The 14,533-nt window shown below is 63.9% G+C and carries 14 protein-coding genes; 12 read left to right on the forward strand and 2 right to left on the reverse strand.

The features are described 5' to 3' along the window. Positions 1–70 precede the first annotated feature (70 nt). The 11 genes from ACHMXB_RS12440 (at position 71) to ACHMXB_RS12490 (ending at position 11,703) form a co-directional block, all read left to right on the forward strand. Complete coding sequence (locus ACHMXB_RS12440) at positions 71–1,750, forward strand: ABC transporter substrate-binding protein (RefSeq protein WP_395398653.1); 1,680 nt, start codon at positions 71–73, stop codon at positions 1,748–1,750. A gap of 105 nt (positions 1,751–1,855) precedes the next feature. Continuing rightward, positions 1,856–2,833 carry an ABC transporter permease gene (locus tag ACHMXB_RS12445; RefSeq protein ID WP_395398655.1) on the forward strand — a complete coding sequence of 326 codons (978 nt, stop codon included), beginning with the start codon at positions 1,856–1,858 and terminating at the stop codon, positions 2,831–2,833. A 10-nt stretch (positions 2,834–2,843) separates the two neighbouring features. Next, entirely contained in the window at positions 2,844–3,779 is a 936-nt protein-coding gene (locus ACHMXB_RS12450; protein WP_395398657.1) for an ABC transporter permease, read from the forward strand. Continuing rightward, on the forward strand, positions 3,776–4,738 hold the full coding sequence (locus tag ACHMXB_RS12455) for an ABC transporter ATP-binding protein (RefSeq protein WP_395398659.1): 963 nt from the start codon (positions 3,776–3,778) through the stop codon (positions 4,736–4,738). The genes ACHMXB_RS12450 and ACHMXB_RS12455 overlap by 4 nt, the downstream gene beginning before the upstream one ends. After that, the gene (locus tag ACHMXB_RS12460; RefSeq protein WP_395398661.1) at positions 4,735–5,805 is read left to right on the forward strand and encodes an ATP-binding cassette domain-containing protein; all 1,071 of its coding nucleotides are present in this window, start codon (positions 4,735–4,737) and stop codon (positions 5,803–5,805) included. Before ACHMXB_RS12455 ends, ACHMXB_RS12460 begins: the two co-directional genes overlap by 4 nt. Continuing rightward, the gene (locus ACHMXB_RS12465; protein WP_395398663.1) at positions 5,802–5,933 is read left to right on the forward strand and encodes a hypothetical protein; all 132 of its coding nucleotides are present in this window, start codon (positions 5,802–5,804) and stop codon (positions 5,931–5,933) included. Before ACHMXB_RS12460 ends, ACHMXB_RS12465 begins: the two co-directional genes overlap by 4 nt. Continuing rightward, the gene (locus tag ACHMXB_RS12470; RefSeq protein WP_395398665.1) at positions 5,930–7,360 is read left to right on the forward strand and encodes a glycoside hydrolase family 32 protein; all 1,431 of its coding nucleotides are present in this window, start codon (positions 5,930–5,932) and stop codon (positions 7,358–7,360) included. Before ACHMXB_RS12465 ends, ACHMXB_RS12470 begins: the two co-directional genes overlap by 4 nt. A gap of 111 nt (positions 7,361–7,471) precedes the next feature. Continuing rightward, positions 7,472–8,965: a glycoside hydrolase family 32 protein gene (locus ACHMXB_RS12475; RefSeq protein WP_395398667.1), complete on the forward strand. Its 1,494-nt coding sequence runs from the start codon at positions 7,472–7,474 to the stop codon at positions 8,963–8,965. Between the two features lie 138 nt (positions 8,966–9,103). After that, complete coding sequence (locus ACHMXB_RS12480) at positions 9,104–10,165, forward strand: NADP-dependent oxidoreductase (RefSeq protein ID WP_395398669.1); 1,062 nt, start codon at positions 9,104–9,106, stop codon at positions 10,163–10,165. Next, positions 10,162–11,022, forward strand: a complete 861-nt coding sequence (locus tag ACHMXB_RS12485; protein ID WP_395398671.1) for an alpha/beta fold hydrolase — start codon at positions 10,162–10,164, stop codon at positions 11,020–11,022. Before ACHMXB_RS12480 ends, ACHMXB_RS12485 begins: the two co-directional genes overlap by 4 nt. Positions 11,023–11,100: 78 nt before the next feature. Then, positions 11,101–11,703, forward strand: a complete 603-nt coding sequence (locus ACHMXB_RS12490) for a TetR/AcrR family transcriptional regulator (protein WP_395398673.1) — start codon at positions 11,101–11,103, stop codon at positions 11,701–11,703. A 27-nt stretch (positions 11,704–11,730) separates the two neighbouring features. Here ACHMXB_RS12490 and ACHMXB_RS12495 read toward each other — a convergent pair whose 3' ends face one another. Then, a complete protein-coding gene (locus ACHMXB_RS12495) occupies positions 11,731–12,372 on the reverse strand; it encodes a hypothetical protein (RefSeq protein ID WP_395398675.1) in 642 nt (213 codons plus the stop codon). 273 nt (positions 12,373–12,645) lie between these two features. On the opposite strand from ACHMXB_RS12495, the gene ACHMXB_RS12500 reads away from it, so the two are divergent. Beyond that, positions 12,646–13,719, forward strand: coding sequence for a hypothetical protein (locus tag ACHMXB_RS12500; protein WP_395398677.1), 1,074 nt, complete (start codon positions 12,646–12,648; stop codon positions 13,717–13,719). Positions 13,720–13,733: 14 nt separating this feature from the next. On the opposite strand, the gene ACHMXB_RS12505 is transcribed toward ACHMXB_RS12500, so the two are convergent. Continuing rightward, a complete protein-coding gene (locus ACHMXB_RS12505) occupies positions 13,734–14,525 on the reverse strand; it encodes a helix-turn-helix domain-containing protein (RefSeq protein WP_395398679.1) in 792 nt (263 codons plus the stop codon). Between the last annotated feature and the right edge of the window lie 8 nt (positions 14,526–14,533).

Genomic DNA, 14,533 nt, shown 5'->3' on the forward strand with positions numbered 1-14,533 from the left:
CAAGTTTCGAAGAGCTAACCCTTACCCACCCCTTCACCTTGCTGATGAAGATAGGAAAGAGATACCCATCATGACACAACCCCGATACCTGAGGTCTGCCCGCATTGCAGCGGCCGGACTGGCTGTGGGCGCAATGCTGCTGACCGGCTGCGCTGCCACCGTCAACAAGTCGGGCACAAGCTCCTCGACTTCGGACAACACGAACGCCATGCTCACCATCCCACGGGAAGACATGAGCACCTTCGACCGCAACTTCAATCCCTTTGCGCCCGCGGTGAATCCCATGGTCAACCAGGCGATCTACGAACCCCTGTTGGTCTTCAACCCGGCCAAGGGAGACACGACGCCGTGGCTCGCCACCGAATGGAAGACTGCTGCTGACGGCAAATCCATCACCTTCACCCTGCGCGACGGCGTGAAGTGGTCCGATGGCAAGCCACTCGTGGCCGACGACGTCGCCTACACCTTCGAACTCCAGAAGAAGCTCAAGGGCGGCTACGAGTACCTCGTCGGCGCCACCGCCGAGGGAACCAACAAGGTGACCTTCACCTTCAACAAGCCATGGTCTCCGGCGCTCTACGAAGTGGGCCAGCTACCCATTCTGCCCAAGCACATCTGGTCGGCGATCGCCGACCCGGCGAAGGACGCCAACGCCACGCCCGTGGGAACAGGACCTTACACGGAGGTCGATTCCTTCCAGGCTCAGTCCTACGCACTCAAGAAAAACCCCAACTACTGGCAGCCGGAAAAACAGAAGATTGCTGGCATCAAGATGCTTGCAATGTCCGGCAACGACGCAGCCAATCTGGCCAGCGTCAACGGGGATGTCGACTGGTCCACCCAGTTCATCCCAAACATCGAGAAGACCTTCATCTCCAAAGATAAGGAGCACCGCCACTACTGGTTCCCGCCCACGGGTGCCATGATCAATTGGCAGCTCAACACCACCAAGGCTCCGTTTAACGACCCAAAGGTGCGCAAGGCGCTCAGCATGGCCGTGGACCGCGACCAAGTGACCAAGATCGGGATGAGCGGCTACGCCCAGCCCGCCGACTGCACCGGCCTTTCCGGCAACTACGAGAAGTGGAAGAACCCGGCCGTCAAGGACAACTGCAGCTGGACCAGGCTCAACCTGGACGAAGCCAACAAAGTCTTGGACGAAGCCGGCTACCCCAAGGGGGCCGACGGCAAGCGCACCTTGAAGGATGGAGCGCCTTTCGAGTTCAAGATCTCCGTGGGCGCCAGCTCCTCCGACTGGCTGTCCGTAGCCAACGTGATCTCACAGAACCTCCAAGTAGTGGGAGTCACGGCCAAGGTGGACTCTCCGGACTGGGCCTCCGTGGTGGCCGGATACGAACAGGGCACGTTTGACTCCGGCATTGTCTGGAGCGCCAACGATCCCAGCCCGTTCAAGTACTTCAACAATGCCATGGGCAGCGCCACAGTGAAGCCGGTCGGCACCAAGACGTTCGACAACTACCACCGCTTTGGTGACCCCAAAGCCGATGCGCTCCTGCAGGATTTTGTTGCCGCCGGCGATGAAGCCAAGCAGAAGGACGTCGCGTACAAGCTCCAGGAAGAATACAACGACGCCGCCCCGCTGGTGCCGCTGTTCTCAGGACCTGAATGGGGCGACTACACGGACGTCCACTTCACGGGATGGCCGTCGCAGGACAACCCTTATGCCACACTTTCCGATCGTTCTCCTACCACAGTGCTGATTCTCACCACTTTGGAACCGCGCAAGTAACAGCTGGGCCCCGCAGGCCCAGCAGCCCGGCATGCCCGGCGCCGGCTCACCGCGCCGGGCATGCCGCCCCCTCCCCGTTACCGCAATACCTGAATGGAGGAAACCGTGCGCTTTATCCTGCGCCGCCTGGGTTTCTACCTGATCGCCTTCTTGGCATCCATCACCTTGAACTTCCTGCTGCCGCGCTTCATGCCCGGGGACCCCGTCTCCCGCATGTTCGCCCGTACCCAGGGCAAGATGCAGCCCGAACAGATCGACGCACTGCGTAAGCTGCTCGGTGTGGACGACCGTCCCATCTGGGAGCAGTACATCGACTATCTGCACAACGTGTTCACCGGCCAGATGGGCGTCTCGATTTCCCGTTTCCCCACACCGGTAACGGAGGTCATCGCCGCCCAGATCGGCTGGACCCTCCTGCTCGGCGGCACCGCACTGGTGATTGCCGCCGTCGTAGGTAACTTGCTCGGCATCCTGGCCGCCTGGCGACGCGGCGGAGCGATCGACTCCGCACTGCCGCCAGTGTTGATCTTCATCGGCTCCTTCCCATACTTCTGGCTAGCTATGGGCGCGCTGTACCTGTTCGGAGTGATCCTAGGCTGGTCCCCGCTGCGCCACGCGTTCAGTGACGGTGTGGAGCCCGCGTTTACCTGGGAGTTCATCGGCGACGTCGGTGCGCACCTTGTGTTGCCAGCGTTGACGATCGTGCTGGTCTCCATCGGCGGGTGGATGCTGGGCATGCGGAACACGATGATCGCCACGAACTCCGAGGACTACATCACCATGGCTGAAGCCAAGGGTCTCCGGCCGGGCCGCATCATGTTCCGCTATGCAGCGCGGAACGCCATGCTCCCGTCGGTCACGAGCTTCGGCATGGGGCTGGGCTTTGTGGTGGGTGGGGCGCTGCTCACCGAGGTGGTGTTCGCGTATCCCGGCGTCGGCTACCAACTCCTCAACGCCGTCCAAGGCCTCGACTACCCGCTTATGCAGGGCCTGTTCCTGACCATCACCGCCGCCGTGCTGCTGGCGAACTTCTTGGTGGACATCCTCTACGTCCGCCTCGACCCGCGCGTGCGCAGCAACTGAGGGACCCATCATGACAACCGCAATTCTGAAGCAGCCCACTGAGCCCACTGAGGGCACAGCTGCCCGCAAGCCCAACCGCAGTTTCGTCCACGGACTTATCACCAACAAGAAGGCCCTGGTGGGCATGATCGTGATGCTCGTGTTCATCGCGCTTGCGTTGCTGGCCCCCGTGCTGTTCCCCGGAGATCCGTCGCGGATCACCGCGATGGCCTCGCTGGAACCGTCTCCGGAGCACTGGCTCGGCACCACGGCCAAAGGTCAGGACGTGCTTGCCCTGACTGTCCACGGCTCCCGCAGCTCCCTGTTCGTCGGGTTGACTGTGGGCACCGCATCCACCTTTATCGGCATTTTGGTGGGCCTGGCCTCGGCGTACTTTGGCAAGTTCATTGACGAAGCACTGTCTCTGGTGACCAACGTCTTCCTGCTCCTGCCCGGACTGCCGCTCCTTGTCATCCTGGCCGCGTTCCTGCCGCCGGGCCTGGGCACCGTGATCCTGGTCCTCGTTGTCACCGGTTGGGCTGGGTCGGCACGTGTATTGCGCTCGCAGGCGCTGTCCATTCGCTCAAAGGACTTTGTGTCCGCGGCCGTGGTGTCCGGCGAACGGGCGGGCCGGATCATGTTCCGCGAGATCCTGCCGAACATGGCCTCGATCGTCATGGGTACCCTGCTGGCCTGCGTGATCTACGGCATCGGCGCCCAGGCAGGCCTGGAGTTCCTTGGCCTGGGTGACGTCAGCACCGTCTCCTGGGGCAACAACCTCTTCTGGGCCGGCAACGAGGGCGCCTTGCTGACCGGCAGCTGGTGGGTCTTTGTTCCCTCGGGTGTCTGCATCGCGCTGGTCGCGTTCTCACTGGCCCTCATCAACTACGCCGTGGACGAGGTCACTAATCCGCGGCTGCGGAAGATCAAAACCCCAAAGATTACCGAAAGGAGCGCCGCCAAGTGACGGTCTCCCAAGTTTCCTTCGGCTCCCACGAGCCCGTCCTGGAGGTCAAGAACCTCACCGTCAAGTACATCGGCGACACCCGCTCCACCACCGCCGTCGACCGTGTTTCCTTCAGCATCGGCACCGGTGAGGTGTTCGGGCTGGCGGGCGAGTCCGGCTGTGGGAAGTCCACCATCGCCAACTCGATCATGCGGCTCCTGAAGGATCCCGCGAAGATTGCCGGCGGCAGCATCTCCTTCGGCGGCAAGGACGTCCTGGCCATGAGCCCGGAGGAGCTGCGGCGCTTCCGCTGGCAGGACGTGGCCATGGTGTTCCAGTCGGCCATGAACTCGCTCAACCCGGTGCTGACCATCGGCGAGCAGATCGTGGATATTTTCACCACTCATGCGGGCTACTCGCGCAAGGAATCGCTGCGGCGTGCCGGTGAGTTGCTCGAATTGGTGAGGATCGACCCCGCACGCCTCAAGTCCTACCCGCACCAGCTCTCGGGCGGCATGCGGCAGCGCGCCGTGATCGCCATGGCCGTGGCGCTCAAGCCGTCCCTGTTGATCCTCGACGAACCCACCACCGCGCTGGACGTGGTGGTGCAGCAGGAAATCATGGCCCAAATCAAGGAACTCCAACGCGAACTGGGGTTTTCCGTCCTCTTCATCACCCACGACATGTCCCTCATGGTGGAGCTCTCGCACCGCATGGCCGTGATGTACGGCGGCCGGATCGTGGAGACCGCAAAAGCCCAGGACGTCTACGCCAACCCCCGCCACCCCTACACGCAGGCGCTGATGGGTGCCTTCCCGCCGCTCACCGGTCCGCGGGTTCCGCTGACCGGACTGCCGGACGGCGTGAAGTTCCGGAACATCCCGGACCTCGCCGAAGAAGCACCCGGCCATTTCGTGGCACCTGTCAGTGCCGACGCTTCAGCGGCTGACACCGCCATCATGGAAGGAGCCGCACGATGAGCCACGCTGTACTGTCAGCCCAGCGCCCCTCCGCTGACACCGAAGCTCCAGCCCTCGAGGTCCGCGGACTAGGAAAGTCTTTCCCTATCGGTGGTTTGTTCTCCCGAGACTCCGTCCGGGCCCTGCACGGCGTGGACCTGACCATTGGCCGCGGCGAAATCGTGGCCCTCGTGGGAGAGTCCGGGTCGGGTAAGAGCACTCTGGCCCGCTGCGTTGCCCGGCTGGAAAAGCAGAGCTCCGGCGAGATCCTGATCGACGGCGTCGACGTCCTCAAGCGCGACCGCTTCCAGGCATCGCGAGCCTTCCGCTCCCAACTGCAGATGGTCTTCCAAGATCCCTTCGGCTCGCTGAATCCTGCCCACAGAGTGGAGCACTTCCTGCGGAGGTCGCTAGCGATCCACCGGAAGGGCGGCAGCTCCGAGACAGAGACGCAGCAGCGACTCGAGGAGCTCATGACCACCGTGGGCCTGCAGGCCGACATGCTGAACTCCTACCCGCACGAGCTCTCCGGCGGGCAGCGCCAGCGAGTCGCGATTGCCCGGGCCCTTGCCGTGGAACCACGGGTCATCCTCGCCGACGAACCCACCTCCATGCTCGATGTTTCGGTCCGGATCGGCGTGCTGAACCTGATGCGCAAACTCCGCGATGAGCAGGGAATCTCCATGCTCTACATCACACACGACCTCGCCTCGGCCCGATACCTGGCGGACCGGACGGCGGTCATGTTCGCGGGAGAGCTCGTTGAAGAGGGCGAGTCCCTGGATCTCCTGGCCAACCCGGCCCACCCGTACACGCAGCTGCTGGTCTCGGCCGTCCCGGATCCAGCCCGGGCGGGCTCCTACGATCCCGTCCGCCGGGCCGAGCTGCGCCAGGCTGTGATGGCTTCGACCAGCTGCGCTTTCGACGGCGACCCGAACCAGACCTGCTCGGCCGAGGAACCCGTTCGCCACCGCGTGGGCGACCCCGAAAACCGCCACTGGGTGCGCTGCCACCTCTACCGCCCACAGGCTGGAGCCGGCGGCCACGCGCTGGCAACTGAACCTACAAACAACAAGGCCTCCGCATGACTGAATCGACGCACCCGCTCGGCACCGTTCCCCAGGACGAACTGATTGCCCGCGCCGATGCGGACCCCCTTCGGCCGCGCTTCCATTTCGTCTCCCCGGCCGGTTGGCTGAACGACCCAACGGCGTGAGCCAATGGAACGGCACCTACCACCTCTTCTACCAGTACAACCCCGAAGGCGCCTTCCACCACCGCATTCAGTGGGGCCACGCGACCAGCACCGACCTCGTCCACTGGACGGATCAGCCGGTGGCGCTGGAACCTTCCGCAGGTCCGGACGCCGACGGCTGCTGGTCGGGGGTGTTGGTGAACGACGGCGGCACGCCCACCTTGGTGTACTCGGGACGGCTAGGCGAGCAGGAGTTGCCCTGCGTTGCCGTGGGATCCGCAGACCTGCTGAGCTGGAGCAAATTGCCTCAGAACCCGGTTATCGCAGCCCCGCCGGCCGGGGTGGACATCACGGCGTATCGCGATCACTGCGTGTGGCACGAGGGTTCCACCTGGCGGCAGCTGGTAGGTTCGGGCATTCGTGGGCGCGGCGGCACCGCGTTCCTGTACGAGTCGGAGGATCTGCGCGCCTGGGAATACGTCGGGCCCCTGTTCATCGGCGACGCCTCGCAGGGCGATCCCGCCGATTCCGACTGGACCGGGACCATGTGGGAATGCGTGGACCTGTTCCGGGCAGGCGAAGGTTCGCTGGGTACGGTTCCTACTTCTGGCGACACGCCCGACGTGCTGGTCTTTTCCGCATGGGACAACGGCGACACCCGCCACCCGCTGTACTGGACCGGCCGCTACGCGGAAAACTCCTTCGAGCCCACCGGGCTGCATCGGCTCGACTACGGTGGACGGTTCTTCTATGCGCCGCAGTCATTCCAGGATGAGTCCGGCCGACGCATCATGTTTGGTTGGCTTCAGGAGGGCCGCAGCGACGCCGCGATGATCGAGGCCGGGTGGTCGGGCGTCATGAGTTTGCCCCGCGTCACAACCGTGGCCGACGACGGAACCCTGCTGTTCGCGCCCGTGCCTGAAATCGAGAAGCTGCGCCGGGACCATGTGGGCCTGCCCGGACAGGAGCTGGTGGGTACCGGGGTGCCTGTGGCTACCGGCGTGTCCGGCAGCCAGCTGGACCTCGAACTGGATGTGCAGCTCGAGCCTGGTGCTGTGCTGCGACTGGGCTTGCTGGGATCGGCCGACGGTGGCGTCTTCGGCAAATCCAAGGAGGAAACAGTGATCGAGCTGTGCCGGACCACTGAAGGCGACGGCCAAGGCACACTCCGCCTCGACCGGACTCAGAGCAGCCTCGATCCAACCGTTGATGTCGCCGACAAGTCCGGACCGCTCCCGATGCCCGAGGGCCGGGTGCACCTGCGCGTCCTCGTGGACCGGTCCGCCGTCGAAATTTTCGCCAACGGTAAGCCGCTCACCGCCCGCGTTTACCCGACCCTGGCCGGTGAGCACGTGAGCCTGACCGCCGAGGGTACCGTGAGGCTGCTCTCCTTCGATGCCTGGACCATGGCTGAGATCTTTGGAGGAGCCCGGAACCTCTTCCCCTGACTCAGGATCCGACCATCCGTCCAGCCGCCGAACAGCGCCCGCGCCGGTCGCCGGCTGGATGGCCGCCCCCACCCTTCCTCAGGAAGACGAAATGAAACGAGACTTTGATTCATGACCGCGGTAACTGCGCCCACACGTGAGGCTTTCCGGCCGGCAATGCACTACGCCAGCAAGGACACCTGGCTCAATGACCCCAACGGCCTGATCTTCCACGAAGGCGCCTATCACCTCTACTACCAGAACAACCCCTTTGGGAATGTTTGGGGAAACATGTCCTGGGGGCACGCCACCTCCACGAACCTCATCACGTGGACAGAACAACCCGTCGCAATTGCCTGCGACGAATACGAGGACATCTTCTCCGGCAGCGTCGTTTACGACCAGCACAACACCAGCGGACTTGGCGACGGAACTGCTGCACCTCTGGTCGCCATCTACACAAGTGCCTACAAGGAGAACTCACAGCACGCCGGGATCCAGGCCCAGTCACTCGCGTGGAGCACCGACGGCGGCTACACCTGGTCCAAGTACCACGGAAACCCCGTCTTGAGCAGGGACTCGGCCGAGTTCCGGGACCCGAAGGTGTTCCGCTACAACGGCCCGGCCGGAGCCTATTGGGTAATGGTCGCTGTCGAGGCAACGGATTTCACCGTCGTGATGTACCGCTCCGATGACCTCAAGAGCTGGGACTACCTCAGCAGTTTTGGGCCCGCCAACGCTACCGGCGGAGTTTGGGAATGTCCTGACCTGTTTCCGCTGCCACTTGACGGGAACGAGGACCTGATCAAATGGGTGCTGACCGTTAACCTCAATCCCGGCGGGCCGAACGGAGGCTCCGCGGGACAGTACTTCGTGGGAGACTTCGACGGCGTGACGTTCAGGTCCGAAACCACTGTCACTGAAGGCGACCAGGATCCGGCGCGCATGGCCGAGTATCTTTGGCTCGACTGGGGCCGGGACTACTACGCGGCTGTGTCCTTCAGCAACGTTCCGGACGGTCGCCGGCTCATGATGGCCTGGATGAACAACTGGCAGTACGGCAACGAAATTCCAACCTCCCCGTGGCGAAGCCCCATGTCGCTTGTACGCGAGGTCTCACTCATCACATCTGATGGAAAACCGCGCCTCACCCAGCAGGCAGTGATTGACCCTGCAGCGCTTACCCGCACAGTTGCCTACACAGAGCTCGACGTCGACGGCATCCGTTCCCTGGCAGGAGGGGCCGCCGTGCAACTCATCGAGGCGACGTTTGTGCCCGGTTCCGCTGAAGAGTTTGGCCTCGTGATCCGCGGCAACGGCAGCGAAGGTACAAGGATCGGCATCCTTCCGGGCCAAGGCAGACTTCTCGTGGACCGAACGGCCTCAGGAAACACGGCGTTCCACGAGGCCTTTGCATCGATTGATACCGCGCCCCTCGGTCCCGTGGATGGAGCGTACTCCTTACGCATCTTCGTTGATCAGTGCTCTGTGGAGATCTTCGCCCAAGACGGAGAAGTCACCCTCACCGAACTGATCTTCCCGGACCCCTCCAGCACCGGGGTGTCGCTGTACACCACCAAAGGAACCGCAAAGGTCGCTTCGCTGAGGCTTACCACCCTCGCCTGACCGTGGCCACCCAACCGCCGGATGGTTGCAGCCCGACTCGCCCTCCGCCATGACGATCGCTCTTGACAGGACTTTCTGAGTGGGATCATTATTGAGTGTACTCATTATTTGTCCCCACAACCAGAGAGAGCACCGGCCATGAGAGCGTTCGTCGTCACGAAGTACAAGGAGCCGCTGCGGGAGGCCGACGTCCCCGAACCGGACGTCGGAGAGCAGGACGTGCTGGTCCAGGTGCAGGCCGCGGGGCTCAACCAGCTCGACGAGAAAATCCGCGCGGGCGAGTTCAAGCAGGTCCTGCCTTACAAGCTTCCGCTGACCCTGGGGAATGATCTCGCCGGCACTGTCATCCGGGTCGGTGACAAGGTTCGCGGCTTCAAGCCGGGCGATGAAGTGTATGCCCGGCCAGACAAAGCCCGCATAGGCACGTTCGCTGAGCGCATCGCCGTCGCCGAAGCCGATCTGGCCCTCAAGCCTGCCTCGATCAGCTTTGAGGAGGCTGCCTCCCTGCCGCTGGTCGCGCTGACTGCATGGCAGGCGCTCGTGGAGCGCGGGAACGTGCAGCCGGGACAAAAGGTCCTCATCCACGCCGGTGCCGGTGGCGTGGGGTCCATCGCGATCCAGCTTGCCAAGCACCTCGGCGCGACCGTTGCGACAACGGCCAGCGCCGCCAACGCCGAATTCGTTCGCGGGCTCGGCGCGGACACCGTCGTCGATTACCGCGCCCAGGACTTCGAGCAGCTCCTCCAAGGCTATGACCTGGTGCTCGATAGCCTCGGCGGCAGGAACCTCGAGAAGTCCCTCCGCGTGCTTCGCCCCGGCGGCAAGGCCATCGGGATCTCCGGCCCGCCGGACCCTGCCTTCGCGCGGGAGATCGGACTCAACCCGGTGCTGCGTCTCGCGATCACCGGCCTGAGCGCTGGCATCCGCCGCCAAGCCAGAAAACTCGGCGTGAGCTACGAATTCCTCTTCATGCGCGCCAGCGGTGACCAGCTCACCCGGATAGCGAGGATGGTCGACGACGGCGTGCTGCGTCCCGTCGTCGGACGCGTCTTCCCGTTTGACCAGGCGCCCCAAGCCCTTCATGACCTGGAAAGGGGCGGTACCCTCGGCAAGACCGTCATCAGCAACCCCCGGCACGCCGCCCCTGGGACCACCATCGGCGACTTCGTCACCAACCACGCACCGAGAGAATCAGCATGAGCACCACCAGCAACCACTCGGCCATCACGTCCTACGCCAAGGCGCCGGCCCGCACCATCAATGCTGGCGGGGTCAGCTACGCCTACCGCGAGCTGGGGCCCAAGGGCGGGGTCCCCGTCGTCTTCTTCGTGCACCTTGCCGCGAACTTGGACAACTGGGATCCCCGCATCATCGACGCCGTCGCGAAGGAACACCACGTCATCACCTTCGACAACCGCGGCGTCGGCGCCTCCACCGGGACCGTCCCCGACAGCGTCGAGGCGATGGCCGATGACGCCTACACCTTCATCAAGGCGCTCGGCTTCGACACGATCGACGTCTTCGCATTTTCGCTCGGTGGCATGATCGCCCAGGCCCTCGTACTCAACCACCCCGAACTCGTCCGCAAGCTCATCCTCACCGGAACCGGCCCGAAGGGCGGGAAGGACCTGGACAAGATCGCCGGGATCACCTACTACGACATCCTGCGTGCCACCCTCACCCGGTCGGACCCAATGGAGTTCCTGTTCTTCAACCGCAACGCCACCGGCAAGCGGGCCGGGAAGGCGTTCGTGAAGCGTCTCGAGGAGCGCACGGCGGACCGTGATGCGCCGATCACGGTGAAGGCGTTCCAAACGCAGCTGAAGGCGATCAAGAAGTGGGGACGAGGGTCTTCCGCTGACCTGTCGACGATCACCCATCCCACCCTGATCGCCAACGGCGACAATGACCGCATGGTGCCCTCCGTCCTCTCCGAGGACCTGCACCGGCGCATCACCGGGTCCGAGCTGATCATCTACGCGGACTCCGGCCACGGCGGGATCTTCCAGTTCCACGACCAGTTCGCTCCCCTGGCCGTCGAGTTCCTCGCCCGCTGACCGGCCCCCAGCCCTAACGGAAATGACTACAATCATCACTGACCATGGTCAGCGATCTATTTCCGGAGGACCCCTGTCATGCCCCTCGCCCCACAACCGCCGGGCCGGCGCGAGCGGAACAAACAGCAGAAGCTCGACCGCATCACGGCCGCCGCCCGCGAGCTGTTCGCCGAGCACGGCGTCGATGAAGTCACCACGCAGCAAATCGCCGACAAAGCCGACATCGGCACGGGTACCTTGTTCCTCTACGCCAAGACCAAGGGCGAGCTCCTCCTGCTCGTGCAAAACTCCAGCTACGCCGACGCGCTCGAGCGAGGCAGAACAGCCGCAGAGGGCACCCCGGACAAACTTGAAGCGGTGATGGCCATTGTCCGCCCCGTCGTGGAGTGCAACCGAATCCAGATAGACAACGGGCGCACCTACCTGCGCGAGATGGTCTTCGGCGACCCTGAGGAGCCCCACCACCGCGACGCTCTTGCCCTCACCGTACAGACCGAGGCCGCAATCACTTCAGTGCTGCGACAGAACCAGCGAATTAGCCCCAGCGAGGCAGCGACCCTGGCACGAATCGTCTCCGCGATCATGTTCCTCGCCATGGCAGCCCCCAACCACGCCGCCAGCACGGTCAACGACATCGTCCAGGACATCAGAAGCCAGGTCCGCGTCCTGCTGCCGCGCTGACCGTCTGCCGGGGAGCGCTCAACAGTGCTACTTCACGGGGCGGTTTACTGTCTTCTCTTTGCTGCGCACCGAGCCGGCCGTCCCTGAGATCGACGAAGTATCCGGCGAAAGGACCTTTTGATCCCCGATGGTCACCGTGCCGGCAACAGAGACGGGCCGGGCCTTGGTCTTTTCCGACGATTCAAAGCGGATGCCATCGGAACGGGATTTGGACTCTTCAAATGTCTTCGTCGCATTAGCCGTAGCTTTGAAGGACACATCGGCCGTGAGCGGCGAAACTACCGGGTTCCCGGCGTCGGCGTAGTTCGTGAATTCCATGGACATCCTCAGGCGCCCGTTAGACAGCCCGTTCGGAAGCGCCAGGTTCAGCGTGGCCGCGTCCCCGAACCCGTCTATCAGTGTCACGAGTGTGCAGGTGTTAACCTGCGTGACCGACACGAAGCCTACCTTCTCCGGCGGAGCCGATCCGCGGGCCGTGAACACACTGCCGAACACGCTCACGTTCGTCTGGATGCACCCATCCGTACGGACGAATTCCGCGGTCACTCCCTCGCCTCTCATCTCAGTTTTCGTAGTCACGCGGTCCCCCGCGGTGCTCGGTCCGGCGCCGGCAAGTTGAACAACGAGTGTCCCGGCCAGGGCCAGTACTCCCAGTGCTGTTTTTCTCATGGCGCATCTCTCCCTTGTAGGTCCGCGAGTCCGCAGGGTCATCGGATCGTATGACCGTGAGGTTGGGAAAACATTGGAACAGTCAGGACTCGGGCGCCCGGCGGCGCTTTGATTCCCAAGGTGCTCCACGCTGATCCCAAGGACGCGGACTGACACTTCGTTTGGGACGGCGGTGGCCGCAGGTTCACCCTCCGGATCTGGCTACCTAACCCCAGACCGCCGCCGGTCCCGCCAGGAGTGCACACCGCACCCCAGGAAGGAGGTGCTCGCCCCATGCGCCGCAATCGTGTTATCGCCGGAACATCTGCCTTCCTCCTAGGCGTGACCGGCCTTTGGGTGGCGTCCCTCGCCATCGGCGGTGGGAACACCCCTGGGGAGGTGCCGGCACCAGCTGCCACCCTGGTTGTGCCTCCCCCGCCGTCACCGCGCAAGCCCCGAACCCCGGCGCCTGATGTTCGGATCGCTGCTGTGGGTGACATGAACGGCGTCAGGACCATTGACCGAGACAGCCCTTCCGGTCTGAACGGGGCGGCGATCACCAGGCTCGTGCAGAAGAACGAGATTGACGCGTTCCTGGGGCTTGGGGACTTCCAGTACGCCACCCCGCACTGCGCCGACTACGTGAAGTACTGGACTCCTCTGTGGGGTGGCACCAAGCCCAAGCTGTACTGGGTGTCCGCCCCCAACCACGACTGGGAACCGGGCCGCAACGAAGACCTCGACAACTTCATGAATGGCCAATGCCCTGGTGCCCCCGCGAAGGCTGCAATCAACCAGCAGCGCGGGTTCATCGGGAACGGGGATCCGTACTCGAAGGACTTCGGAAACTGGCACTTCGTGTTTTTGTCGTCCGCGTTCTGGCGGTACGACCCCGAGCACGCTGAAGCACTGACGACGTGGCTGGACGACAACCTCACTGCTGCCCAAGAGGCGGGCAAGTACCTGGCGGTTGTCTACCACGAGCCGTACTTCACATCGGACACGGACGAACACGAGCGGGCCTTGGACCACAAGCCGTGGATCGACGTGATGTACAAGCACCGGGTCCGTCTGACCCTGTCAGGGTCACAGCACAACTACGAGCGTTCATGTCCGGTGAACAACGAGGACCAGTGCGTCAGTGACGGGATGACAGCGTTCCAGGTGTCCACGGGAGGGATCGGCCTCCGCGAGTTCACTAACAGTCCGCCCTTCATCGTCAAGCGGTTCGACAAGACCCACGGGTTCCTTCGGATGACACTCAAAGATGACGGGTCCTTCAGCTGGAACTTCGTCCGCACGTCGGGCTCGGCCTCGGGCACGGACTCAGGCACGCGCACCTCATTTGGGGCTCCTGCCGACGGATAGGGATTTCGAGGGGCTCAATCAGCGGCAACCGCCCGCCGGTAGGTGCTGGGGGTGAAGCCCAGGTACTTTTGAAAGTCATTCGTCAGGTGCGCGTGGTCGGCGTACCCAAGCTCGGCAGCTATCGCTGCCAGATCCGCCGAAGCATCCAGCCGCGTCCGCTCGGCAGCGTCCTGAAGACGCCGACGGCGGATCAGCGCGGCAGGGCTGAGGCCGATGTACTTCCTGGCCACGCGCTGCAAGGTCCGCTGCGAAACTGCCAGCGCGGACGACGCGTCCTCCACCCGGACCACAGACGCGTCCGACCCAATGACGTCCATCAGCCGGTTGGCCAGCAGCGCCTCCCCGGACACCGCCGGCCCTGCCAAGCTAGCCAGCCACCGCACAAAGGCGTCCACAGCCCGCTCCCGGCGGGCATCGCCGTCGTGCGTGTCCATGGCCTCCGTGACGGAACGATGCAGTCCTTCCGCGGCCACGGCCAGTTCCGTGTCCCGCAGGCTGGCGGGATCGTCGGTGAACCGCGGCACGGCCGCAGGCCGAAGTAGTGCACCAACCGCCCAGCCCCGTCCGGCCAGGTCCCGATGGGCGGCCCGGGTACTCGGGCCGGAGAAGACCACGCCGTCAGGCTGCACCACGAGATTGGAGCCAGGGTACGCGATCAGCTGCTGGCGCGAGGTGCGGCCGGGCTCGATGTCCCACTCGGGAATCCAGAACCACTGGACCAGGTCCGCTACCGCGGCCGGCGCCGGAAGGCGGTGGAAAGTGGGAAGCCGGGCCGGGTAAAGGATCCCCTTGAACGAACTCTCCATTGGTCCCT

Source organism: Arthrobacter sp. UC242_113 (assembly GCF_044054585.1).
Lineage (GTDB): Bacteria > Actinomycetota > Actinomycetes > Actinomycetales > Micrococcaceae > Arthrobacter.